22 protein-coding genes are annotated in these 24336 nt (G+C 65.6%); 18 read left to right on the plus strand and 4 right to left on the minus strand.

The annotated features are described in order from the left end of the window. Positions 1-32 precede the first annotated feature (32 nt). Positions 33-3527: a bifunctional RecB family nuclease/DEAD/DEAH box helicase gene (locus DEJ33_RS08295; protein WP_258378133.1), complete on the minus strand. Its 3495-nt coding sequence runs from the start codon at positions 3525-3527 to the stop codon at positions 33-35. Positions 3528-3614: 87 nt separating this feature from the next. On the opposite strand from DEJ33_RS08295, the gene DEJ33_RS08300 reads away from it, so the two are divergent. Continuing rightward, on the plus strand, positions 3615-3983 hold the full coding sequence (locus DEJ33_RS08300; RefSeq protein WP_146242568.1) for a hypothetical protein: 369 nt from the start codon (positions 3615-3617) through the stop codon (positions 3981-3983). Positions 3984-4010: 27 nt separating this feature from the next. On the opposite strand, the gene DEJ33_RS08305 is transcribed toward DEJ33_RS08300, so the two are convergent. After that, on the minus strand, positions 4011-4229 hold the full coding sequence (locus DEJ33_RS08305) for a DUF1653 domain-containing protein (protein ID WP_181437280.1): 219 nt from the start codon (positions 4227-4229) through the stop codon (positions 4011-4013). 74 nt (positions 4230-4303) lie between these two features. Here DEJ33_RS08305 and DEJ33_RS08310 point away from each other — a divergent pair, with 74 nt between their 5' ends. The 3 genes from DEJ33_RS08310 to DEJ33_RS08320 are packed head-to-tail and all read left to right on the plus strand — an operon-like array spanning position 4304 to position 5814. Beyond that, the gene (locus tag DEJ33_RS08310; RefSeq protein WP_111194706.1) at positions 4304-4819 is read left to right on the plus strand and encodes a hypothetical protein; all 516 of its coding nucleotides are present in this window, start codon (positions 4304-4306) and stop codon (positions 4817-4819) included. Positions 4820-4873: 54 nt separating this feature from the next. Beyond that, positions 4874-5338 carry a co-chaperone YbbN gene (locus tag DEJ33_RS08315; protein WP_111194707.1) on the plus strand — a complete coding sequence of 155 codons (465 nt, stop codon included), beginning with the start codon at positions 4874-4876 and terminating at the stop codon, positions 5336-5338. After that, on the plus strand, positions 5335-5814 hold the full coding sequence (locus DEJ33_RS08320) for a DUF4395 domain-containing protein (protein ID WP_111194708.1): 480 nt from the start codon (positions 5335-5337) through the stop codon (positions 5812-5814). Before DEJ33_RS08315 ends, DEJ33_RS08320 begins: the two co-directional genes overlap by 4 nt. A 64-nt stretch (positions 5815-5878) precedes the next feature. Here DEJ33_RS08320 and DEJ33_RS08325 read toward each other — a convergent pair whose 3' ends face one another. After that, entirely contained in the window at positions 5879-6826 is a 948-nt protein-coding gene (locus DEJ33_RS08325) for an ADP-ribosylglycohydrolase family protein (RefSeq protein WP_111194709.1), read from the minus strand. Between the two features lie 94 nt (positions 6827-6920). On the opposite strand from DEJ33_RS08325, the gene DEJ33_RS17195 reads away from it, so the two are divergent. The 14 genes from DEJ33_RS17195 to DEJ33_RS08395 all read left to right on the plus strand — a co-directional run bounded on the left by DEJ33_RS17195 (position 6921) and on the right by DEJ33_RS08395 (position 21048). After that, a complete protein-coding gene (locus DEJ33_RS17195) occupies positions 6921-7565 on the plus strand; it encodes an NUDIX domain-containing protein (RefSeq protein WP_258378134.1) in 645 nt (214 codons plus the stop codon). A 212-nt stretch (positions 7566-7777) separates the two neighbouring features. Next, positions 7778-7918, plus strand: a complete 141-nt coding sequence (locus tag DEJ33_RS08335) for a YydF family exported signaling peptide (RefSeq protein ID WP_110905174.1) — start codon at positions 7778-7780, stop codon at positions 7916-7918. 62 nt (positions 7919-7980) lie between these two features. Beyond that, a complete protein-coding gene (locus tag DEJ33_RS08340) occupies positions 7981-8934 on the plus strand; it encodes a radical SAM protein (protein ID WP_111194710.1) in 954 nt (317 codons plus the stop codon). A 211-nt stretch (positions 8935-9145) separates the two neighbouring features. Further along, entirely contained in the window at positions 9146-9685 is a 540-nt protein-coding gene (locus tag DEJ33_RS08345) for a site-2 protease family protein (RefSeq protein WP_111194711.1), read from the plus strand. After that, a complete protein-coding gene (locus tag DEJ33_RS08350) occupies positions 9678-10364 on the plus strand; it encodes an ABC transporter ATP-binding protein (RefSeq protein WP_111194712.1) in 687 nt (228 codons plus the stop codon). The genes DEJ33_RS08345 and DEJ33_RS08350 overlap by 8 nt, the downstream gene beginning before the upstream one ends. Then, on the plus strand, positions 10348-11103 hold the full coding sequence (locus DEJ33_RS08355; RefSeq protein WP_111194713.1) for a hypothetical protein: 756 nt from the start codon (positions 10348-10350) through the stop codon (positions 11101-11103). Before DEJ33_RS08350 ends, DEJ33_RS08355 begins: the two co-directional genes overlap by 17 nt. Positions 11104-11683: 580 nt before the next feature. After that, entirely contained in the window at positions 11684-12136 is a 453-nt protein-coding gene (locus DEJ33_RS08360; protein ID WP_181437281.1) for an N-acetylmuramic acid 6-phosphate etherase, read from the plus strand. A gap of 46 nt (positions 12137-12182) precedes the next feature. Further along, positions 12183-12587 (plus strand): PTS transporter subunit EIIB, encoded by a 405-nt coding sequence (locus DEJ33_RS08365; protein WP_181437282.1) that lies wholly within the window; start codon positions 12183-12185, stop codon positions 12585-12587. 249 nt (positions 12588-12836) lie between these two features. Then, a complete protein-coding gene (locus DEJ33_RS08370; protein ID WP_220034466.1) occupies positions 12837-13685 on the plus strand; it encodes a PTS transporter subunit EIIC in 849 nt (282 codons plus the stop codon). Between the two features lie 132 nt (positions 13686-13817). Further along, positions 13818-14102: a hypothetical protein gene (locus tag DEJ33_RS17200; protein WP_181437284.1), complete on the plus strand. Its 285-nt coding sequence runs from the start codon at positions 13818-13820 to the stop codon at positions 14100-14102. Positions 14103-14398: 296 nt separating this feature from the next. Then, positions 14399-15979 (plus strand): type I restriction-modification system subunit M, encoded by a 1581-nt coding sequence (locus tag DEJ33_RS08380; RefSeq protein ID WP_111194715.1) that lies wholly within the window; start codon positions 14399-14401, stop codon positions 15977-15979. After that, positions 15966-16778 carry a hypothetical protein gene (locus DEJ33_RS08385; RefSeq protein WP_146242569.1) on the plus strand — a complete coding sequence of 271 codons (813 nt, stop codon included), beginning with the start codon at positions 15966-15968 and terminating at the stop codon, positions 16776-16778. Before DEJ33_RS08380 ends, DEJ33_RS08385 begins: the two co-directional genes overlap by 14 nt. Beyond that, positions 16775-17941 (plus strand): restriction endonuclease subunit S, encoded by a 1167-nt coding sequence (locus DEJ33_RS08390; protein ID WP_111194717.1) that lies wholly within the window; start codon positions 16775-16777, stop codon positions 17939-17941. Before DEJ33_RS08385 ends, DEJ33_RS08390 begins: the two co-directional genes overlap by 4 nt. After that, complete coding sequence (locus DEJ33_RS08395; RefSeq protein ID WP_111194718.1) at positions 17938-21048, plus strand: type I restriction endonuclease subunit R; 3111 nt, start codon at positions 17938-17940, stop codon at positions 21046-21048. Before DEJ33_RS08390 ends, DEJ33_RS08395 begins: the two co-directional genes overlap by 4 nt. Before the next feature lie 1123 nt (positions 21049-22171). Here DEJ33_RS08395 and DEJ33_RS08400 read toward each other — a convergent pair. Further along, the gene (locus tag DEJ33_RS08400) at positions 22172-24298 is read right to left on the minus strand and encodes a DUF262 domain-containing protein (protein WP_111194719.1); all 2127 of its coding nucleotides are present in this window, start codon (positions 24296-24298) and stop codon (positions 22172-22174) included. Positions 24299-24336: the final 38 nt, after the last annotated feature.

Below are 24336 nucleotides of genomic sequence, written 5' to 3' on the forward strand. Positions count from 1 at the left end.
GACCCGCCCGCCGACCGCGTCACGCCGACACATCACTCCCGCGGCGCCACCAACTCGATGAACCGCGACAACAGCGCCAGCCCCGGGATCGACGGCGGCAGCGCTGTCGTCAACGCCGGCGAGTGCACGAGGTACGCCGCCCACTTCGCCCGCGACAGCGCCACGTTCAGCCGGTTCGGCATGAGCAAGAAGTCGAGCCCGCGTGGGATGTCCGCCGCGGAGGACGCGGCCAGCGAGGTGATCGAGACCACGGCCTCCCGGCCCTGGAACAGGTCGACGGTGCCGACCTGCGTGCCGGTGTGGCCGGCCCGGTCGAGAGCGTCCCGGATGACCGCACCCTGCGCGTTGTAGGGCGCGACGACGATGACGTCCTCGTCGGTCAGCTGGCGCGTGCCGCGGTCGTCGGTCCAGGTGCGCCCGACGATGTCGGCGACGAGCGCGACGACCTGCGCTGCTTCCTCCGGCGACGAGGTCGTGTTCCCCGCGTGCACGACGGGCACCGGGTGCACGCCTGGCTCGATCCCGTCGAGGTGCCGCCCGGACACCATCGACGCGAGCTGCCCGTCGTAGGACAACCCCGACACCGCCGCGGTCAGGGCCGGCTCCATCCGCCGGGTCTGCGCGAGGAAGTAGCCGAACTCCGGCGGGAGCACGTGCTCGCCGTCGGCCAGCCAGCCGAGCGCGGACTCGTCGACCGGCTCGGGGTGCGAGCCCTGCGACACCTGCGGCAGCTGCTGCGGGTCGCCGAGGAGCAGCAGGCGTGTGGCGGCGATCGCCGAGGCGATGGTCGGCGCGAGCGAGAACTGCCCCGCCTCGTCGACGACGAGCAGGTCCAGGGAGTGCCGCGCGATGGTCGACTCGTTCGCGAAGGTCCACGCCGTCCCGCCGACGACTCCCCCGGTGCCGGTGTCGGCGCAGGACTGCAGGAACGCCGCGATCGCCGCGCCGTTCTTCACCGGCGTCCACTCGGCGGCCTCGATGTCTTCGGGGTCAGCGCCGCTCTTCGGCTGCTTCACCACCCGGTCGGCGGGGACCCCGGCGGCGATCACCGCGTCGAGGAAGTTCTCGCTGGTTGCATGCGACTGCCCGACGACGCCGACCCGCCAGCCGTGCTCCCGCACGAGCCGTGCGACGACGTTCGACCCGACGTACGTCTTGCCGGTGCCGGGAGGCCCCTGGATCGCCAGGTAGGACCGGTCCAGCCCGAGCAGGGTCGCCACCACGGCGCCCACCGTGTCGTCCCCCACGACCGGTACGAGGGGCCCGCGAGGCGGCACCCGACGCAGCAGGTCGAGCGCCGGGTCGGGCAGCATCGCAGGCAGCGCGTCGAGCACCTCGGCGCCCCATTCGGCGATGGCCTCGGGTTGCGGCTTCGCCCGCGGGGGCGACGACGGCGCGAGGGCGACCGGGAACCCGGTGTGCGGCTCGCCACCGCCGACGGGAAGTCGTTCGAGGACGAGCACCTCGGTGGCGTCGCCGTTGTCCCACACCTCCAGGATGGTGGCGCGGTCGGTCGCGCCCTTCGAGCCGGGGCCCGGGGCGGCGATGGACGCCGGGAGTGGGTCGTCGTACACGAGGTGGGGCGAGCCTCCCGGCCGGAGCCTGGAGCCGGGCGCGAGCGTCCCCGACAACCGGATCTCCCGCGACTGTGAGCGGGCTCGCGGCAGTGTCGCCCAGTCCCGCTCGACGGAGGCGCGTTCGACGACGAGCACGTCGCGGGTGTCGGCCCACTCGTCGACCGGGTTGCGCAGGCGATCGAAGTGGTCCTGCCAGAACGTCTTCGCCTCGCGGCGGTGGTAGTCGATCGCGGCCGCGGCGAGCGCCAGCGCGGTCTGGTCCGGTGTGCGGTCGAGGGCGTCGACGTCCGCCGTCTCGGCGGCCAGCGCGACGTACACCGGGTTCGGCTCGCGCTCGACGGGGATGGGCGGGAGGCCCTCCAGCTCGGTCGTCGTCGTGGCGTCGTGCGCGTGCTCAGCGCGCAGGCCCAGCAACCAGTCGCGGAGGCGCAGCGTCGACCGGCAGTCGTAGGCGTTGTAGTCGGCGACCTGGTCGAGCTGCCGCTGGCCCTCGACGGCGTCGCCGGTGCGGAGTTCGGTGATCGCGTCGACGTAGGCGGTGATGCTGTCGGCCGCGTTCGTCACGTCGCTGAGCCGCAGGTCGTCGCCCATGTACAGCGGCTCGAGCTTCTTGATCGAGTAGCTGCGACTGCCGACGACCAGCGCCTTCCGCACGATCGGGTACAGGTCGACGAGGACGCCGGCGCGCAGCAGGTCGTCGACCGCGTCCTCCCCCACCCCGTGCCGAGCCGCGAGGGACAGCAGGTGCGTCCGTTCGTACGCGGCGTAGTGGTAGATGTGCATGTCCGGGAACTGCTCGCGGCGCTCGGCGATGTACGCCAGGAAGTCCACGAGCGCCTGCCGCTCGTCGCGGATCGTGTGCGCCCAGAACGCGCGGAACTCGGCCCGGTCGTCGACCAGCCCGAACAGGTAGTCGAGGCCCCAGTGCACGCCGTCCTCGGTGTGCAGCGGGTCGCCCTCGAAGTCGAAGAAGACGTCGCCGGGGTCCGGTGCTGGGATCGCGTCGAGGGCGCGTGGGTCGAGGACGTCGAAGGCGGGCCCTGCTTGTCCGGCTTGTCCGGCTTGTCCGGCTTGTCGCTCCGTCTCGATCTGGAGGCTCGCCTGCCGCACCAGACGATCCAGCGTCGTCTTCGACATGGTCGCCACCGGTGCGGTCCGGACCGCCAGGTCGTCGATCGACCGCACACCCTGCCGGATGAGCTTCGTCCGCTGGTCCAGGCGCATGCCGGCGACGAGGACCAGGTCGCGGTGTCGCTGCACCTCCTGCTGGCAGGCGGAGCACCGCCCACAGCTGGAGTAGCGGGGGTCGCCCCATTGCATCGGCTCGTCGGCGGCCAGCCACTCGGCGATCACCCGGATCAACTCCGCCCACTGCGTGCGGTACACCGGGACGATGTCGGCCAGCTCGTGCGTGGTCGTCGTCCGGTCGCCGAGGACCAGGTGTACCTGCTGCCCGGTCGGGATGCCGTGCGCACGCATCTGCTCGGCGTAGGCGGCGAGCTGCAGCAGGGCACTGATCTTGGCGTGGCGGGCGAGCTTGGTGTCGTAGACCTCGTACTCACCGCGGTCGTTGCGGATGATGAAGTCCGCGAAGCCGATGAAGCCCGTGCCGTCCGCCGACGCGGGGACGTGGAACGTCGGTTGGTACAGGACGTCGGCGCCGTCCCGCATGGCCTGGAGCGCTGCGGCTGCCGCCTCCCGGTACTGCGACGGGGCCGGACGGTCGAACTCCACGACGTCGTGGGTTTCCTTGAGGATCTCGAGGTAGTCGAGCTCGTGCTGGTCCCCCAGGCGGGCTGTCCGGTCGAGCATGTCGTCGTGCTCGTCGGGCAGGGGTTCGCCGCGGCCGAGCTTGGCGTCGAGGCGGCGGAGGAACGCCCACTCGCAGGTCGCCCACGTGGTGAGGTCGCTGGGGCTGAGCAGGGCTCGTCCGTCCTCGGTGATCTGCACTGCGCTCCCTGCTGTCGATGTCCGTCCAGGGTAGGGGCGGGCACCGACGTCACTGGCGCGTGCAGCAGCCTCCCGTACGGTTGCCACATGGAACCCGGGGACTCCAGCACCACACTGCTGCGGAAGAACGCCAACCTGCTCATCGACCATGGTGCGAAGGACCAGTCCGTCGCGGCAGAGCTGGGCCTGCTCGTGCCTGGGCGGAAGGGCACGGAGGGGATCGGCGGCAAGCTCGTCCTCACCTCGACCGCGCTGTTCTTCGAGGGCCACGCGGTGAACCGCGTCCGCCCGCAGTTCGGCTTCCCCTTGGGCGAGATCGCTTCGCTCAGCGACGTGTCACGAGGCCTGTCGCGGCAGCTCCGGGTCGAACTCCGAAGCGGTGTGCACGGGCGCTTCGTGGTGTGGGGCGTCCCGCGGCTCATCGCGGCGATCGAGGAGGCCCGCGCCGCGCTCTGAGCCAAGGTCGCGGCCGCGCCGTCACGACTACGACTCCAGGCGCACGAACCTCGGTCCGTCGTACCCGTCACGCGACACGTGCGCGGTGAAGTCCGCGAGCGTCCGCACCCAGTGCCCGTGCTCGCCGTACAGCGCCTGGTACACGACGACCGGCTCCTCGGTCCCGACGTCCTGTGCCAGGAGCACAACCTGGTACTCCCCGCCCTTGAAGTGCCGGTACCGCCCTGGGGTCACGTCATCGCTCATCCTCCCGATGCTACGGAGACGACAGCCGACCGTGCGCCGCCGTTCCCGGTACGGTGTCCGTCGAAGGGGGAACGATGAGCGACAGCATCAACCAGTGGGGCGGAAGCGCGACCAAGGCGGAGGTGGCGCCGCAGATCGTCGTGCGCCGGCCGCTGTTCCCCGGCGTGATCTTCCTGGCCCTCGGCGTGATCGGCCTGGTGATCGGTGTTCCGGGGCTCGTCTTCCAGATTATCGCGGGCTCGGACGACAGCCCCGCGTTCGGCATCTTCATCGTCCTCGGAGCGGGGTCCTTGCTGCTTGGCCTGGCTCTCGCCGCCGGGCGGATCAACGTCTACGACCGGCACTACGACGTGAAGTCCGGCTTCGGGAAGTTCCACCGCCGCGAAGTCGAGGACATCCACACGCTCCGTCTCGGCAAGCAGTCGAACGGCAGTGTGACGTTCATCAGCCTCACCGCCTGGAACGAGCGGCGGAAGAAGCAGTTCATGGTCTTCACGAACTACCGCGGCTACCGCGAGTTCACCGCATGGCTGGACAAGCGCCGCCCCGAGCAGTGGGCGGAATGCGAGCGGCTGGGCGTTCCGGACTAGTCACACCGCTCAACACCCTTGGTCCAGCGGGCCACGCGACGTAGTGTCCAGACCATGACTGTCGCCCTCTCACTCGCGATCGTCGCCGGCGTCCTCGCCGTCGCGACGATCCTCGGTCTGCTGCTCCGCAGCCGCACCGGCCGAGCGCGCATGGTCACGTCCCGAGGCAGCGATGCGACAACGGTGACCGACCTCGCCGACCGGGAGGCGTTCGGCACCGCCGCCACGCTCCTCCAGTTCTCGACGCCCACCTGCGCACGTTGCCCCGCCACGGCGCGGCAACTCGACGCGGTCGCCGCGTCGAAGTCGGGCACGGCACAGGATCCGGCCCGAGTCCGCCGCCTCGAGATCGACCTCGCCGAACGCCCGGAGCTCGCCCGGCGCTTCGACGTGATGCAGACCCCGACCGTGCTCCTCGTGGACGGAACGCAGACCGTCCGAGCCCGCTTCGGTGGACCGCCCCGCCAGCCCGAACTCATCGCCGCGCTCGACGCCGTCCTCACCGAGGAGCACCCATGACCACCAGCCCTGCACCCTCCCGAGGGATCGACCCCCGTTCGCCCCGCTTCGGCGCCGCGATCACGACGGTCCTCCTCGCGCTCGACATCGTCCTCACCCTCAACGACAGCACGCGGACGATCGGCATCGTGCTGCTCGCCGTCATCACCGCGCTCTTCGCCTGGGGAGGTCTCGCCGGCATCGCCCGCCACCCGTACGGCGCCGTGTTCCGCCACCTGGTGCGCCCGCGGCTCGGCCCGCCCGCCGAACTCGAAGCGCCCGAGCCCCCGACCTTCGCCCAGCGCGTCGGACTCGTCGTGACCGGTGTCGCCCTCGTCCTGGCGCTCCTCGGCGTCCCCTACGCCGCACCGGTCGGCGCTGCCGTCGCCCTGGTCGCCGCGTTCCTCAACGCGGCGTTCGACGTCTGCATCGGGTGCCTGATGTACGTCTGGCTCGTGCGCGTCGGCGTCTTCCGCAGCCGCAGCAGCGTCGCGTAGCACCGGGTCCGGCGTCGGAAGCTCCCCCCACGGCAGCTTCCGACGCCGCCACCAGTGCCACCGGTCAGCGCCCGCCGACCGCCTGCTCCGACATCGCCACGAGGTCGTCCACCCGCAGCTCCGGCCACCCGTGCAGCACGGCTCGCCACTCTTCAGGCAGCGCCGCAGCCCCGTACAGCGCACCTGCGAGGCCACCGGCGATCGCCGCGACCGTGTCCGTGTCGTTGCCCGACCGGACTGCGCGGACCAGGGCGTCCTCGAGCGAGGTCGACGACCGCACTGCCGCGTAGGCCGCCTGCAGTGCCGACACGACCCACCCGTTCGTCGCGGTGAAGGCCACCGGCTCCGCGTGCTCCGCGGCGACGAGTCGCTCGGTCCACGTCCGTCGAGCCGCCGGCGCGAGCAGGTCCAGCCCCCGCAGGACGTCGAGCTCGCCGTGCAGCACCGCGTGCCGGATCGCGACGCACCACAGCACACACGCGTCCCCCGCGTCCGCTTCGTGGTGGGTCAGGTCGCTGACGGCGCGGGCCGCCGTGGCGAGCCGCTCCTCCTCGCCGTCGTCGCCGCGCAGGTACGCAACGACCAACGGCACGGTCCGCATCAGCGACCCGTTGCCGGCCGACCGGCCGGTCGACTCGTGCACCTGGCGGGCAGCAACGCGGCTGGCGGAGGCGGTCCGAGCCTCCAGACCGCCCAGGACGCTCCTCGTCTGGATCCCGACGTCGGGTGCGGTCTGCGCCCACCGCGCCCAGGCGACGACCAAGCCGTCGAGGGTGGCTTCCGCAGCCGGGTCGTCACCTCGGGCGACGGCCTGGAGGATCGGCACGGCCATGCTCGTGTCGTCCGTCCACTCCCCTGGTCGCCACCCGAACGAGCCGCCACCCTGCATCAGGATCGGCGTCGGTTCCGGGACGGGCGGGCCGAACTCGTAGCCCGCGCCGAGGGCGTCACCGGCGGCGGAGCCGAGGACGGCGCCGACGGCGCGGTCGAGGATCGTGGTGTGCTCGTTCATGGCGAGGCCTCCGGATGCAGATTAGCGCAGTTCCGCGCTAATCCGATCTTGCAATGCCCTGGCGATTAGCGCAAGTGCGCGTAAACTCCTGGCCGTGGCTGACACCGAGTACCGCGACCCGAGCGGCAAGCGCCTGGCGGACTACCCGCACCCCTCCGTGGCGGTCGACACCGCGGTCATGACCGTCGTCGACGGCGAGCTGTCAGTGCTGCAGGTCCGCGACGCCGTCGACGGTGACTGGCGGCTGCCCGGGACGTTCGTGCACGAGGGCGAACGGCTCGCCGACTCGGTGCTGCGGTCCCTCCGCGAAAAGGCTGGCGTCGAGGGGCTCGCACCACGGCAGCTCCACGTGTTCGACGACCCGGCGCGGGACTCGCGGGGGTGGGTGCTGTCCGTGGCGCACCTCGACGTCGTGCCCGCCGCTGCCCTGACGATCGACTCCGCACGGGCTCGCCTGGTGCCCGTCGCGGCAGCGGGGGCGATGGTGCACGCGCACGACGACATCCTCGAGTACGCGGTGGCACAGCTGCGGGAGGACCACCGTGACCGGCCGGACCCGCACGGGTTGCTCGCGGAGCCGTTCACGATGACCGAGCTGCGGCGGTTGCACGAGGTGGTGCTCGGGGTGGAGTTGCAGCCGGACACCTTCCGGAGGGCGATGGTGGTGCGGCTGGTGGTGGCCGAGGGGAAGCGGGCGGAGGGGCCGGGGAAGCCGGCGGGGTTGTACCGGCGGGGGTGAGAGCGACAGCAGCGTGTCGCTCGTCGCGGTAGCCCTGCTCGCGCACCCGTGCCCCCAGAGGTACTGAGCGAGCCGATCGACGACACCGCGGCAGGGTCACGGGGAGATCGTCGCGCCCGAATCGCGGAAGTGCTGGTCTGATGTTCTGGATTTGTGTATGGTGTTGCACGCCTCGCCCCGTGCCCGTCCCAACGAACTCGAAAGGAGGGAACATGCAGAACAACGAGAGCGCCAACATGCTCCAGAGCTTCACGCTGGACGACAGGGTTGCAGAACTCGACGTCGTGGATGACCTGTGGTACTTCGTCGTCGGAAGCGGCGGCGCCGTGATCGTCGGCAGCGGTAAGGGCTGATCACCAGTCCGGGGAACGGGGCGGGGCCCCACCGTTTCCCGACAGCAACACGAGGACAAACCATGGCTGAGCCACGCTGGAGCGTCGGCATCAACTTTGATTCGAAGTGCAACGCACGATGCGCACACTGCTGCGTCAGCAGTTCTCCGAACGCGACGGCCAACCTCGACGACGACCTTGTCGACAACATCGTCGACGAGCTCCTCCGCGAGCCCAATGTGCGCGAGATCGGCCTCACCGGCGGTGAGCCCCTCATCCGGCGGGCTCGGACGATGTCGATCATCGCCCGGATCACCGCCAGCGGACGAGTGGCCTCGTGCGTGACCAACGGCTTCTGGGGGGTCACACGCCGAGCCGCAGACCGAGTCCTGGCCGAGTTCGAGGATGCCGGACTGCGGGAGCTCACGCTGAGCTACGACGACTTCCACTCGCCCTACGTCAAACCGGAGCGGATCAGGAACATCCTCGATGCCTCGCACGACAGACGTATCAAGGTCGTCCTCAACATGTGCGTGAGTCGGTCAAAGGACTCTCGCGCACTGCTGGCAGAACTCGGTGACAGCGTTCACGGCATCCAGATCACCCAGTTCCCCGTTGTTCCCGCCGGCGAGGCACGATCGCTTCCGGAGTCCGACTTCCACCGCCGCCCGATCACCCGGGGCATGCTGCACTGCCCGGGGAATCAGGTGATCTTCCACAATGACGGTAACGTTTACCCGTGCTGTTCGCCGCCGATCTTCGACACGAGGATGACGCTCGGCCGGGCAGGTGCGCAGTCGTTCGAGCAAGTGGTCGACACGTTCGAGCGCAATGCCCTGCTCGGGATCATGCAGCGGGAGGGGTTCCAGTGGTTCATCGACGCGATACGGCGGGTCGCACCGGACGCACCCGCCGCCACGGTCACCGAAGTGGTCTCGGCCTGCGAACTGCGCTCGATCGTCTTCAGGGACGAGGAATCGATCGCCCTCATCAGGCCACAGGTCGACGCGTACTGGGCAGCTGTCGATGCGGCCTGATCAGGTCTACGCCGATGATCGATGCGAACTCCGCATCTCTGGTGGACACGCGGTGGTCTTCGATCGCCTGGAGCGTACCTACTACCGCGCCCCGGTCGACTCGTTGCCCGAGTCGATACGGACCGCCGCGCGAATCCGGCGGTCGTCTGCTCCGACTTGGGCTGCGTGGAGCACCGTCGGAACGCTCCCGGCACTCCTCGCAGTCAATGCCATGCTCCTGCCGACGAGCACGACGCCGGCGGACTCGTCAGCAGCGATCGCAGCGGCCGTCTACCTGGTGTTCTCGGTCCTCATCCACGAAGGAGCACACGTTCTCGTGCTCCGCGGATTCGGCCGCTCGGTCGATCGTGTCGGGTTCAAGCTCAACTACCGGGTCTTCCCGGCGTTCTACGTCCGGATGAACCAGAGCCTGCTCCTGAGCAGACAGGAACAGGTCATCGTCCATGCTGCCGGCATCTTGGCGAACCTCGCCACCAACGCCCTCCTGCTGGTCGGGAACACCTGGGCCGTCCGGTCCTCGGGCATCGAAGTCGCGGCACACCTGGTCTTCATCGCGGTGGCCTGGAACGTCGTACCGGTCTTGAACTCCGACGGTTACCGGGTGCTCCTCGCCCTAGCCGGCGTCGACGCTGCACGCACTCTCCTGGCGAACCCCCCGTGGCTGATCGGCTTCAAGGTCGCGGGCGTCGTCTTCATCGTCTTCGTGGTCATCCGCACCGCCCTCACACTGACAAGGAACCTCATTGCCTGACCTCCTGACGATCCAAGGCTTGACCGTGCGGTTTGGCCGTCGAACCGCCGTCGACGACCTCTCACTGACGATCGAGGACCGGGGCCGCGTGGTCGGGCTGTTCGGTCAGAACGGGGCTGGCAAGAGCACACTCATACGGTCGATGTGTGGAGTGATCAACAGGTACCGCGGAGTGATTTCGCTCCACGGCGGCTCCATCGCCTACCTCCCCGACGCACCATTCCTCTACGGACACCTCCGACTGGATCAGTGCGTCGCACTCGCACGCCAGCTGTGGTCGGACTTCGATGCCGACGTCGCTCGGAGGATCTTCGCCGAGCTCGGTCTTCCCGATGACCTCAGGGTCAGCCAGGCATCCAAGGGGATGTCGGAGCAGATCCACCTCGGCCTCGTCCTGAGTCGACGCTGCCAGCTGTACGTGTTCGACGAACCGCTCGCCGCTGTCGACCCCTGGACACGGGACCGCTTGGTGCAACTGATCGGAGAGCACCGCTTGTCAGGTTCCACTGCGCTCATCTCGACGCACCTCGTGGCAGGACTGGAAGACCTCTTCGACGAAGCGATCGTCGTGCACGACGGTGCGCTCGTCCTGCACGAAGACGTCCATGCGATCGCTGCACGCGGCGGTCTGGAAGCACGAGTCAAGGAAGTGATCTCCGCTGATGCTCTGGCGCGTTGAGTTCCGCAAGCACCTGCCGGTGTTCGTCGCCGCGTACCTCGCCACGACGGTGACCGGCGTTGCCGCCGTGGTCGCACCCGACATCGTCACCCTGGACGTCATCCGAGCACTGTGCACCTTGTTGTGTTGGAGCGCGACGACTGTCTACTCAGCCGTCGTGGTGTTCGCGTTCCTCGTTCTCGGGCGTGACCAGCTGTTCCAGATCAGCACCAGAAGTCGTTGGCAGCTCGTCGGACTCAAACTGGGCGTCCTCGCGGTGTTGCTCACGGTCCAGCACCTCCTGACGGTCAGTCTGCAGCTGCAGAGCCTCCTCGAACCCGCAGGAGCAGACGCGGCAGGCGTGATCGGGTACGTGACGCTGGCGAAGGTCGTTTCGATCGCGGCGTTCCTGCTCTCGGTGACCTTCCTTGCAACGCTGTCGAAAGTGCTCCGTGGTCGAGGAGTTTCGACTTCGTTCTTCGCCGTCGGCCTGCTCGTCGTCATCGGCGTGCAGGCCGTCTTGCTCTGGCGGATCGGGGCGCCGAACACGCAAGAGTTCTTCATCGGCGTCGGGGGGCAGCTGTTCACGGTCAACCTCTACGCGAACATCCTGCCGCTGACCCTCACTGGTCCGAGCGGTGGCTTCCTGCCGCCGATCTCGGGTTTGTCGGTCGTCTTGAACCTGATCGCCGCGATCGTGTTCGCCGCTGCATGGGCTGTCCTCGCGAAAGTTCGTAGGTTCGACTTCCTGCCGATGTGAAGTCGATGTCGTCACCTCGAGGTCGTGCCGGCTGTCTCCCTGTCGATCGACGAAGAGCGGGCGCGCCTGGTGCCCGTCGCCTCAGCAGGGGCGATGGTGCAAGCGCACGACGACATCCTCGAGTACGCGGTGGTGCAGCTACGGGAGGACCATTCACGAAGACCGAGCTGCGACGGTTGCGCGAAGTGGTGCTCGGAGTGGAGTTGCAGCCGGACATGTTCCGAAGGGCGACCGTGGGGCGGCTCGTGGCCGCGGAGGGCAACCGGGCGAAGGGGCCGGGAACGCCGGCAGGGCTGTACCGGGTGGGGTGAGGGGCAGCGCCGCGCAGGCCGTTATCGCGGCGGTCCGCCAGCACCCAGGTATCAGCCGCATTCCCGCGTTTGCTCGGCGCCCGCCTCCGCTCCCGGACCCGTTCACCGCGAGGAGGGTTCGGTTCTCGCCCGTGATGAGGTTCAGTAGCCGACTGCGGCAACGTACGTCTGTAAACGTTGCAGGCGCTCGCACGGCCCAGCCCTCGGACTGCCGCGCTTGACCTGATTCCGACGATTTGGTCGTCGGGATCAGCGTCCGGACGGACGGCTTGCGTGATCACAGCATCCTGGAGGGCCGGCGCCGGTCCGCCCTGTCGAACTCCGTTGCGTGCGACCTCGACTCGGCCGCGGGGCGGGAGGCGGACATCGCCATCGACGCCGTCGTCGGCCCCGAGTTCAGAGCCGGGTCGACCCGCCTGAAGGCGAGCACCGCGCAGAAGCTCGTGTTCAAAATGCTCACCACGCTCGCGATGGTGCGCAGCCACGAGACGTACGGCGACCGCATGGTCGACGTGCGGTCGACGAACGCGAAGCTTGTCGCCCGGGCGTTCTCGCTCGTGCAGGACGTCACCGGCGCTCCCCCCACCGAGGTCCAGGCAGCGCTCGATGCCTCGGACGGCGAGATCAAGACCGCCATCGCCGTGATCCTGACCGGCGCCTCCGCTGCTTCGGCCCGCGAGCACCTCGATGCTGCTGCTGGCTCGTTGCGCGCCGTGCTGTAGACCCCGTTCCCCCTTTTTCCGTTTCCTTTCCCCGAGGAGCACAGCAATGCCCGATGCCCAGCAACTCGCCCAGCAGATCCTCGACGCCGTCGGCGGTTCCGCGAACATCGCAGACGTCGAGAACTGCATGACCCGCCTGCGGGTCGAGGTCGTGTCCGACTCGTCCGTCGCGCTCGAGTACCTCAAAGCCACCGACGGCGTCCTGGCCGCCATCGCGGCCGGCTCGAACCTGCAGATCGTGCTCGGCCCGGGTCTCGTCGACCGCGTGGCCGACGACCTGGAGGCCCTGCGCGCGGCCGCCCCGCCGGCTGCGGCTCGTGGTCTTCGCCGGAAGAGCTGGCGGCTCGCGGCGCCGGGATCAAGTCAACTGCGCGGGCTCGCTCCGACGGGCGCACCATGCGCGCGACCCCGAAGATCTCCGCGATCTTCATTCCGCTCGTCCCCGCGCTGATCGCCTGTGGGCTCATCGCCGGGATCGACGGCATCCTGACGAATGTGGGGTGGGTGCCCGGGGTGACCCCGTTCCCCGGCGTGCTCTCGTCCGGCTTCCTCTCGCTGCTCGCCGTGTTCGTCGGGAGGACGCCGCGAATGAGTTCGGCGGCACGCCCATCCTCGGTGGCGCGGTCGGCGGCATCATCGTCGCTGCCGGTGTCGCGAACGTCACCGTGTTCGGTGAGACCTTGGCCCCGGGCAGGGCGGTGTGCTCGGACCGCTGGCCAGTGGCGTCCTCGCCGCCTACGTCGAGCGCTTCATGCGCCGGGTCACGCCGGACGTCATCGCGCTCATCGTGGTGCCGACCGTCACCGTCCTCGTCGCCGGTTCGGTGACACTCGGGATCCTGATGTCCGTCGCCAGTGTCGTCTCGGTCGCGATCGGTACTGCTGCGCCCTGGCTGCTCGCGAACGGCGGGGCCTTCACCGGCTTCGTGCTCGGAGGGCTCTTCCTGCCCCTCGTCATGACTGGGATGCACCAGGGGCTCATCCCGATCCACACCACCCTGATCGACCAGACCGGGTGGACCGTGCTGCTGCCCGTCCTGGCGATGGGTGGTGCCGGGCAGATCGGTGCGTGCATCGCGCTGTGGGTGCGATTCCGTTCAAATGCCTCGCTGGTGCGGACCATCCGCGGTGCTCTTCCCGCTGGGTTCCTCGGTGTCAATGAGCCCCTGATCTACGGTGTGACGCTCCCCCTGGGGCGGCCGTTCATCACCGCGTGTATCGGCGGAGCGTTCGGCGGCGGTGTCGTCGGACTGTTCGACCAGCTCGGGCACTCCGTCGGGGCGATCGCCATCGGGGCCTCGGACCTGTCGCTCATCCCGCTGCTGAACGGCTCGTCCGGCTACGGCTGGGCGTTGCTCGGGTACGGGTCGGGGCTCGTGGTGGCGTACGTCGTGGGGTTCGTGGCGACGTTGTTGTTCGGGGTGTCGGCGTCGGTGCGGGCGGATCTCGAGGCGCAGTCGTCAGCTTCGGCCGGGGACCCTGTCGCTCCGGATGCCCCGCTCGACGTGTCGGTCGCGTCGGTCGGAGCGACCGCGGCTACCTCGCGCTGATCGCCCGCTCCCCACACCGAAGTCCACCGTCGGTCCGTCCACAGATCACCGCTCGGATCCCCAACTCATCGAATACTTGGTGAGGATCGGAGCGTGGAGAAGTGGGAAGCAGACGATGCTCGTCGGCAGCACATGGCTCGTTTCGGTCGACGAGACACTGCGCCCGAACTTGCCCTGCGTCGTGAACCGCACCGCCGAGGGCGACGGTTCTTCGTCGATCGGCGCGTCAGCAGTCGGTGCCGTGTCCGACCCGACCTCGTGTCCCCACGTGCACGGATCGCTGTCTTCGTCGACGGGTGTTTTTGGCACTTCTGCGAGGAGCACGTCCACTTGCCGAAGGCGAACGCCGAGCTGTGCCGTCGGAAGTTGCTCGCCAACCGCCGTTGGAACACGCAGAACCAGGCGATCCTGGTGTGACAAGGCTGGCGTGTCTTGCGGTTCTGAAGGTCCCGAGAACGCCGCCACCACCGTCGAGCGCGCGCTCGATTCGTCGAGTCCGATCTCTCGCACCGGCCCAACTCGAAACATCAAGCGAAGTCGGGGCAGATCCGTCGTGGGCGCGGGGTCGCGCTGAACGAAAGTGGGCCGGAGCTGCATCCGCAATCCGACTCGACCGAGTCGAGCCACGGAGTGTCGGCGGCTTGCCGATAGCCTGAGCACCCGAGCACACTTCGCCAAAGAACGTGCTTCGACGTGCAAGGAGTACCCCAGAAATGCCGCCGACCACCAAGGAAACGCAGCGTGCCGAGCTGCACAAGACCATCTGGCGCATCGCCAACGACCTGCGCGGCTCAGTTGACGGCTGGGACTTCAAGAGCTACGTACTGGGCATGCTGTTCTACCGGTTCATCTCCGAGAACCTGACCGCATACATCAACAAGGGCGAGCACGAAGCTGGCGACGGTGACTTCGACTACGCGCATCTCGACGACAAGCAGGCTGAGTTCGCACGCGTCGAGGTCGTCGCTGAGAAGGGCTTCTTCGTCCTCCCGAGCGAGTTGTTCGTTAACGTCCGCAAGCGCGGAGCACAGGACGATAACCTCAACGAGACGCTCGAACGCGTGTTCAAGAACATCGAAGGCTCGGCGCTTGGCACCGATTCCGAGGCCGATCTGAAGGGCCTGTTCGACGACCTCGACGTCAACAGCAACAAGCTTGGCGCCACGATTGCTCGTCGCAATGAGAAGCTCGTCAAGCTGCTCGACGCAATCGGCGACCTGCCGCTCGGGCGCTTCGAGGACAACTCGATCGACCTCTTCGGCGATGCCTACGAGTACCTGATGCAGATGTACGCGGCCAACGCCGGCAAATCTGGGGGCGAATACTACACGCCGCAGGAGGTCTCCGAGCTGCTGGCGCGCATCGCGGTCTCAGGCAAGAAGTCGGTGAACAAGGTATACGACCCCGCGGTGGGCTCGGGCTCACTGCTGCTGAAGTTCGCCAAGGTTCTCGGCAAGGAAAACGTCCGTCAGGGGTTCTACGGCCAGGAGATTAACCTGACCACATACAATTTGGCACGCATCAACATGTTCTTGCACGACATCAACTACGCCGACTTCAACCTAGCCCACGGCGACACGCTTATCGAGCCGGCGCACTGGGACGATGAGCCGTTCGAAGCAATCGTCTCCAACCCGCCCTACTCGATACGCTGGGAGGGGGACGCCAACCCGCTGCTCATCAACGACGAGCGCTACGCGCCGGCCGGCGTACTAGCCCCGAAATCGAAGGCTGACCTCGCCTTCACAATGCACATGCTCAGCTGGCTCGCCGTTAACGGCACCGCTGCCATCGTCGAGTTTCCGGGAGTTTTGTATCGCGGCGGAACCGAGGCGAAGATCCGCACTTACCTGATCGACAACAACTACGTCGACGCCGTCATCCAGTTGCCGCCGGACCTCTTCTTCGGTACCACCATCGCGACCTGCATCTTGGTGCTCAAGAAATCGAAAAAGACCAGCGACGTACTGTTTATCGACGCCTCGGCCGAGTGCAAGCGAGTGGGCAATAAGAACAAGCTGACCCCAGCTCACCAGAAGAACATTCTCGGCTCGTACGAGGCGCGCGAGAGCACGGACCACTTCGCTACGCTCGTGAGTAACGAGAATATCGCGGCCAACGGATACAACATCGCAGTTTCGTCCTACGTTAAGGCGGAGGATACTCGCGAGGTTGTGGACATTGAGGCGCTCAACGCGGAGATAGCGCGCAACGTCGCGCATCAGGCCGACCTACGCACCTCGATCGACAAAATTGTCGCCCACCTGGAAGCGAGGGGAGATGCGGTTATCTGAATTGCTCTCAAAAGCGCCGAGCGTCACCTCCGCGCAGGTCGAAGGGTTCCTTGACGATCGCCCACTCGCCTGGGGCAAGCACAAGAGGATCAAGGTGGGCAAGATATTCCACAACTTCCATTGCCGGAGCTGTGGTGATGTGCGCACCTTTGAGTCGGGCGAAGAACTCTATTGTCTCGGCTTGGGCGCTGAGCAGATCAGTCTCGACGCAACGTTGCGATGCATGGTCTGCAAAGCCTCGGTGGAAGCCTGGTTCCTCGTCAGTGCGGACGAGGACATCTCCGGCCGCGCGCCCGAAGTCCGCGTTGACCGCTATGCCGAGAATCTTCGAGACCGGGCGGATAGAATCGGAGCGGTCGACGGCCCTTTCGCGGACCTCGTCAAACGCGCCCAGCTCGCGTACGAGAGCGGTCTTGGCGCGGGCGCCGTGATTTACCTGCGCAAAATCTTCGAGAAGATCACGTGGGAGGTTGCCGACCTCGTCGGAGTGGGGACGAAAAAGCCAAACGGCAACCCTCGTCCGTTTTCCGCCGTGCTCAAGGAGGTCAATGAACAGCGAATGATTATCCCGCAGCGGTTTTCGAGCGATGGATACCAGCTATTCAGTGAACTCAGCGGAATCATTCACGGCGACTCAAGTGAGGCGGAAGCGCTAGAAAAGTTCAAGCCATGCCTCCAGCTCGTGCTGGGAGTTGTTGATGAGGTTAGCCGTGACAATAAGGTTGCCAAGGCGATCGAGGACCTCGGCTGGAATATCGACCTGATTAACGCGATGGCCACAACGGGAGATGCCGCATGAGTAGCATTGACGAGCTCATCTCGGAACTTGCGACGAGCGGCGTGCCGCATCTTACCTTAGGTGACGTCGCTCGATATTCCGATACACGGGTAGATGCGTTCGAACTCGACGAGACAAACTTCGTCGGCGTCGACAACTTGGTCGCAGACAAAGGCGGTCGTGTCGATGCGAGCTACCCTCCAAATACCGCCCGCCTGACCGCATATGAGCCCGGTGACATTCTTATCGGCAACATCCGTCCATACCTTAAGAAGGTTTGGCGTGCCACGAACGCCGGTGGCTGTAGTGGCGATGTCCTCGCTATTCGTATCCTGCAAGAGCATCGCAAATCACTTGATTCTGGGTTCCTATACTACTTGTTGTCCTCTGATCGATTCTTTGCGTACAACATGGGACACGCTAAAGGCGCGAGGATGCCGCGCGGAAACAAAGCTGCCATCCTGGATTTCCAAATCCCCTTCCCTCCCCTTAAGATCCAGCGAGAGATCGTGAGAATATTGGATCAGTTTACTGAGCTGCAAGCGGAACTGGACGGGGAACTGGAAGCGGAACTGAACGCTCGGCGCTCTCAGTACGAATACTATCGTGCAAGGCTGATCGACCGAGCCTCGAAGGATGAGATTTGGAGGCCGCTAGGTGAGCTCGCAAGTGTGCGCACAGGCCAGGCGCCCCCTCATGGGGTTCCAGCTAGTTCAGGCGATTTCGCATTCGTGAATGCGGGAACAACGGAGTCTGGAAGATCACCCGAGAGTAATACCGAGGCCGACTCGGTGACAATCCCGTCCCGTGGACAAGGCGCGGTCGGCATCGTTGGGTATCAGGACGCGCCCTTTTGGTGCGGACCGCTTTGTTATCGGATACGCAGCAACGAGGAGCGCTTGAGCACTCGTTTCCTCTATTACTTTCTGAAGTCCATTCAACCTTCGATCCGGGCACTCCAGCAGACTGGTGGCACGCCCGCGCTCAATCGCAAGGAGTTGATACTCGTCGAGGTGCCTCTACCCTCAATCGAAGTACAGGCTCACGTAGTGGACGTCCTTGATCGGTTCGACGCGCTCGTGGATGGCCTGAGTGCTGGTCTGCTGGCTGAACTCACCGCTCGCCGCAAGCAGTACGAGTACTACCGTAATCGTCTCCTGACGTTCAAGGAGCCTGCCGCATGATCGACGCACTTCCACGCAAGTACGACCCGATCGCCGTCTCCGCTGAGAGCACGGTCGTTTCGGAGTACATTTCGGACGCTCACGACGCAACGGCGTACCAGTCAGAGGCTGACCTCGAGCGCGACATGATCGGCCTGCTGGAGGGTCAGGCGTACGAGTATTTACCTGTCAGGTCCGAGGGGCAGCTCGTTGCGAACCTTCGTGCTCAGCTCGAGACGCTCAACGACTTCACGTTCTCGGAGGCCGAGTGGGACGTGTTCTTCGCCACGCGCATCGCCGGCAAGACTGATGGCATCATCGAGAAGACTGTGCGCATTCAGGAAGACCATGTCCAGATCCTCAAGCGAGATGACGGGTCGACAAAGAACATCTCTCTCATCGACAAAAAGAACGTCCACAACAATCGCCTGCAGGTCATTAACCAATACGAGATCGCCAAGGCTGACGAGAGTGACGGCGGTGGCAACTACGCCAACCGCTACGACGTGACCGTGCTGGTCAACGGTCTCCCGATGGTTCACATCGAGTTGAAGCGCCGCGGTGTCGACATCCGCGATGCGTTCAATCAGATCAACCGCTACCAGCGCGACAGCTTTTGGGCTGGTTCTGGTCTCTTCGAGTATATTCAGCTGTTTGTCATCAGCAATGGTACGCTAACGAAATACTACTCGAACAGCACGCGCGCCAAGCATCTCAAGGAAGCAAGCTCCAAGCCTGCCCGCGGCAAGAAGTCGAGTAACTCGTTCGAGTTCACTTCATGGTGGGCGGACGCGCAGAACAAGCCGATTCAGGAGCTGACGGCCTTCGTTAGAACCTTCTTCGCCAAGCGCGCTCTGCTCAACATCCTTACGAAGTACTGCGTGCTGACTGCAGACCGAGACCTGCTGGTCATGCGGCCATATCAGATCGCGGCGACCGAGCGGATCCTGCAGAAGATCGACATGGCCACGAACTACAAGAAGCTCGGCACGATCGAGGCTGGCGGCTATGTCTGGCACACCACGGGCTCGGGTAAGACCCTGACGTCGTTCAAGGCTGCCCAGTTGGCGAGCAAGCTGCTGGACGTCAGCAAGGTGCTCTTTGTCGTCGACCGCAAGGACCTCGACTACCAGACGATGCGTGAGTACGACCGCTTCGAGAAGGGGGCAGCCAACTCAAATTCATCTACGGCCGTCCTCAAGAAGCAGCTCGAAGATCCGAACGCGCGGATCATTATTACGACAATCCAGAAGCTGTCGACCTTCATTAAGGCCAACAAGGGACACGAAATCTACTCGGGTCACGTCGTCATCATCTTCGATGAGTGCCATCGCTCGCAGTTCGGTGACATGCACACCGACATCACGCGGGCATTCAAGCGCTACAACCTGTTCGGCTTCACCGGTACGCCGATCTTCTCGGCCAACGCTGGCGCCGGCCGCAACCCGCAGCTGCGTACTACCGAGCAGGCATTCGGCGAAAAGCTGCACACCTACACGATCGTCGACGCGATCAGGGATAGGAACGTCCTACCGTTCCGCATCGACTACATCAACACCGTGAAGGTCGGGGACCCGGAGGACAAGCAAATATCGTCTATCGACCGCGAGAAGGCGTTGCTTGATCCTCGTCGTATCGACGAGATTGTGAAGTACACCCTCGATCACTTCGATCAGAAGACTCGGCGTACCTCGAGCTACGAGCACTCGGTGGTCACGAACGTCGTTGAGTCGGCGCGATCCCGTCGGCAGGCTGAGGCGATCAACGAGAAGAAGCGGGTCCGCGGTTTCAACGCTCTGTTCGCAACCGCCTCGATCGAAGCTGCGCAGCGGTACTACCTCGCGTTTAAGGCCCAGCAGGAGTCGCTCACACCGGACCAGCAGCTCAAGATCGGTATCATTTTCAGCTACGGTGCCAACGAGCCGACCGACGATAGCTTCCTCGACGACGAGGCGTTCGATACCGAACGGCTCAGCGGGGGAGCCCGCGACTTCATCGAGTCGGCCATTGGCGACTACAATGTGATGTTCGGCACGAGCTACGACACGAGCACCGACAAGTTCCAGAACTACTACAAGGACCTGTCACAGCGGATGAAGAATCGCGAGATCGACCTGGTCATCGTGGTGAACATGTTTCTTACTGGCTTCGACGCCACGACGATGAACACGCTGTTCGTCGATAAGAACCTGCGCTCGCACGGCCTTATCCAGGCGTACTCCCGCCCCAATCGCATCCTGAACTCCATCAAGTCCTATGGCAATATCGTTGCCTTCCGCGACCTCGAGGAGGAGACGAACGCCGCCCTCGAGCTGTTCGGCAACAAAGACGCCCGCGGCGTCGTGCTGCTCAAGCCATACGGCGATTATTATGCCGAGTATGCCGAAAAGGTCATCAAGCTGCTGCAGACCTACCCGCTTGGGCAGGCCATCGTTGGCGAGACCGCGCAGAAGGACTTCATCGGACTGTTCGGCGCCATCCTGCGGCTGCAGAACATTTTGACATCTTTCGACGAGTTTGCCCGCCAAGACCCGCTCACAGAACGCCAGGGGCAAGACTACCGCTCCGTCTATCTCGACCTCTACGCGGAGTTCCGCAAGGACCACAACAGTGACAAGGAGACGATTAACGAGGATGTCGTCTTCGAGATCGAGCTCGTTAAGCAAGTCGAAATCAACGTCGACTACATCCTCATGCTCGTCGAGAGGCTGCGCAGTGGGAAGGGCGACGGCGAGGACAAGGAGATCCGGGATCAGATAACCCGCGCCGTCGACGCCAGCCCAAGCCTGCGCAGCAAGCGCGACCTGGTGGAGAGCTTCGTCGACTCCGTCTCCTTAGATCGGATTATCGATGAGCAGTGGCGCGCGTTCGTTGATGCGAAGCGTCAGGTTGAGCTGAAGGCCATCATCGAGCAGGAGAACCTCAAGCCTGACCAAACCCGTGAGTTCGTTGATAGCGCCTTCCGTGACGGCCAGCTCCGAATCAGCGGCACCGAGATCACTCGGATCCTGCCGCCCGTTTCACGCTTCAACCGCGAGGCCGGTCATGGCGAGAAGAAGAAGCGTGTTGTCGAATCCCTGACGCGGTTCTTTGAACGCTTCTTTGGATTGGGGAGCACGAGCCAATGATGGCGGTGCGTGCCGAAGAACAGGGCAAAGGACCTTTGTATGGAGTCCGTTCAGCGGCAGTTTGAGGAGACCAGCTAGGGCACTGTTCCGAATCTCGACCACGATGCGTGCACCGAGTTATCCATCATGGCTGGAGACATGAGGGGGCTCGGTCTTGGCGTGCTTTCCGGTGCGCAGGTAGGGATCTGGGCGCTGGCTTTCGACGAGCCGGCAGACAAAGACTTATTGAACCCCTGGCAATCTGTCGGTCGATATAATGGCTGCTCCACAGGCAGTGGCACTGCTGTCGGCTGTTCGTTTGTACAGAATTCATCGTCGCTAACGGCGCACAAATACCCGTTGACGAGCCACACGAGGTACGGCGCGATCATCACCGTCCCATGGACGTCGAGCGTGGACGCCTACTGCGCAGCGTCGGCTGTCCCACCTCCCGCAACACAACTCGCGGTGCAGGCACCTCCAGCGCCGTCCGCGACCGATGGCGTCGCCTGGCGACGCAACGATGCCAGTCGTACCGGGTCTCCGGGCTGAACCGTCATCGTAGTGGCGCTCCGCGAGGAGCGGATCTCGCACCGCGACGCGTCCGCCGGACCTTCCACGTGGAGATCGCGCCTCACGAACGATGGCCCTATCTTGGCATCGTGGTCGGTCATGGCGGCGTTGAGTCGCGTCAGCAGGTCGGCAATATCATGCTGGAGAGCGTGCGGCGCCGGCCAGCACGTCCCGGACGGGGGCGCGTTGCGAGTGCAGCTCGATAAACGCAAAGTGCCGTCGCACCGGGGAACTGCGCTGTCCTCGAGCGACGGATCGATAAGTTGATCCGTACGAACGCCATCTCCGACGAACCGCTGCCTCCTATTTTGACTGCCCGGCGCGCCTCAGGCCCGAAGACAGATGAGGCGGCCGTCGACCGCACGGGTGAACAAATGTGAGTACCTGTTCGCCCGAGCGCTCACCTGGGACGGGCTGAGCGGACGACCATCACCGCGCTCGTACGATCCCGCTGCGTTGATGGCCTCGGCGATAGCGCTGCTTGTCATCGGCGCACCATTTTCGCGTAGGACCTCGAGCATGGCTTCGTGGAGGTACATTCGGCCATCCTGGCGCAAGCGCACGCTTGTGCCTAGGTTTCCTCGTCGGCCGCTTCGTCATCCGTTCCTACGAGGTACTCGGCGCGGACCTCCGTGAGAACGGTGTCGTCTTCTCGCGCCCAGTAGTGCCAGCCCGCTTCGGCGCTGTTGCCGCTGACTGCTTTCGCTGCGCCGCTGAGGGTGGCGTGCACGCTGCCGCTGTCGAGGTGGATGCTGCCGTCCTGTCCGATCGTCGCCGTCCTACCTGCGGCGCCCCCGGGCCGAGCGCGGAGGAGGCCACCAACCGTGAGCAGGCCGGCGCGGACCAGGTCAGCGACTTCGACACGGTGCACGGTGCGGTCCGCGCCGTCCTCGTGCTGCACATGGTGGCCATCCGGCACAGGCCAGACCTTCAAGATCATCTCCGCGAGCGTGGCGGTGCGGGCTGCGATCAGGCTGTCATCCCAAGCCGGCTGCTGGCCGCCGATCACGGGGCGGGTGATGAGCAGCGATGAGTACCGCTCGAGCGTCGTCCTCTTCGCGTCCCACGCGGCGTTGGAGAGCCGACTGTTAAGCGCTTGCGTCGCGAGGGTGAGGTTGCCGAGGGTCTGCACGACCCGGTCTCGCTCCGACTCGATCTGCTCGGAAGGTGCGGGCCAGTTCGCCCGCCACTCCTGCGGCATGATGTGCTCGATCGTGTAGACGCCACGGCTGATGGTGCCGTCGCCGTAGCGGTGCCCGGCCGGATAGCCGCGAAGGTTGTCCTCGACAGCTTCGAGGACCATCCGCAGCCGCGCTCGGCGGAACCGCTTGTACGCCTGCACACTGCGCAGCTCTCTGGCCACTTCGGCGTCGTCGGGCCAGTACGCGGTGCTGGTGGCCTGTTTCGCCAGGAACGCTTCCGCAGCGTCCGCGACATCATCGCCCGGTTGCGCGCTCAGATGGGCGAGCAGGTCCAGGAGGAATCGATTGGCGCCCTGCGATGGAGCGCGCACGAGTGCTCGGCGCACGAACCAGCTCTCCAGTACGGCGAGCAGCCGGTCTCGGACACGGTTCGGGATGCCTGCCTGCTCGGGCTCGCCGAGCCAGATCAGTATCGGTTTCGCGAGCTCGGAGTCAAGCGTGCTGGTTCGGTACACGAACAAGCCCAGACGGGTCAGCTCTCCGTCGCGCGCCTCCGCGGCGACGGTGAAGTCCCGATACCGGGTTGCGGCCGCGTGGATCTCGGGCAGGAGCTGGCTGACACGGCTGGTGGTGGGGTCGGTAGCGAATCGTTTGAAGGCCGCGAACACCTCCCGAGCCGGGATCTCCCGCATCGTGCGTGCGGTCAGCCACTGGGTCAGGAACAGGGATGCTCGGGAGTAGAGGATGCGGCCAGCACGCACCTCGGTCTCCCAGAACGGGGTCTCGAACTGCGCCCACCACTGCCGGTACGCGTCTTCAGTCGCCTCGGGCGTAGTGTTCAGCCGTTGGAATACGAAGTTCTTGATCAGGTCTGCCGCGGACAGCGGTGTCCCACGCGCGTTCAGGGTCTCGAAGATCTCTTGCGCGTCCTCGTCGGCCTGCAGCTGGATCACGACCAGCTGCAGCTTCGTCGTGATAGCAGCGACGAGGGTCCGCGCCGCCATCTCCGGAATGTCCGCAGCATCGAGCCAGGCCGCGATAGCAGTGGCGAAGAACCGGTGTGATTCCACCAGCCGGGACCGCTCAAGGCTCTCGTACGCCACCGGCGGGGTGGCACGCATGACGCCCGTGAAGGCGGGCCGGTCGCGATTCGTCGGCCACAGTTTGAACTGGTCCTCCGCCACGATGCGGAACGCCTGTTGGTTCTCTACCAGGTCGATGACCTGTCCTGCGACGGCCGTCCATCCGCGGAAGTCGAGCTCGGCGTGCAGAGCATCCAGCAGCAGCTGCAGCGTGGTCAACCGCTGCTGCCCGTCGATCACGGACCACGCTGGCAAGCCGCCGAGAGGCACCTGCTGCTGTTGGAGCACAATCGCGCCCATGAAGTGCGTCGCTTCTGGTCGTTCCGTGACGGCGTGCACGAGGCGGGTGATGTCCTGCCACAGCGGCTCCCACTGCAACTCGGCCGACCACACGTAGGGCCGCTGGAAGAGCGGCAACACGAACCGTTGCGGGGAGAAGAACACTTCTTGCGGGCTCCGCACCTGCGTCAGCACCCGTGAACCCCCATCCTCGACATGCGTCGGACCCGGCC

Origin of the sequence: Curtobacterium sp. MCPF17_047 (assembly GCF_003234045.1) — a bacterium.
Taxonomy (GTDB): Bacteria; Actinomycetota; Actinomycetes; order Actinomycetales; family Microbacteriaceae; genus Curtobacterium.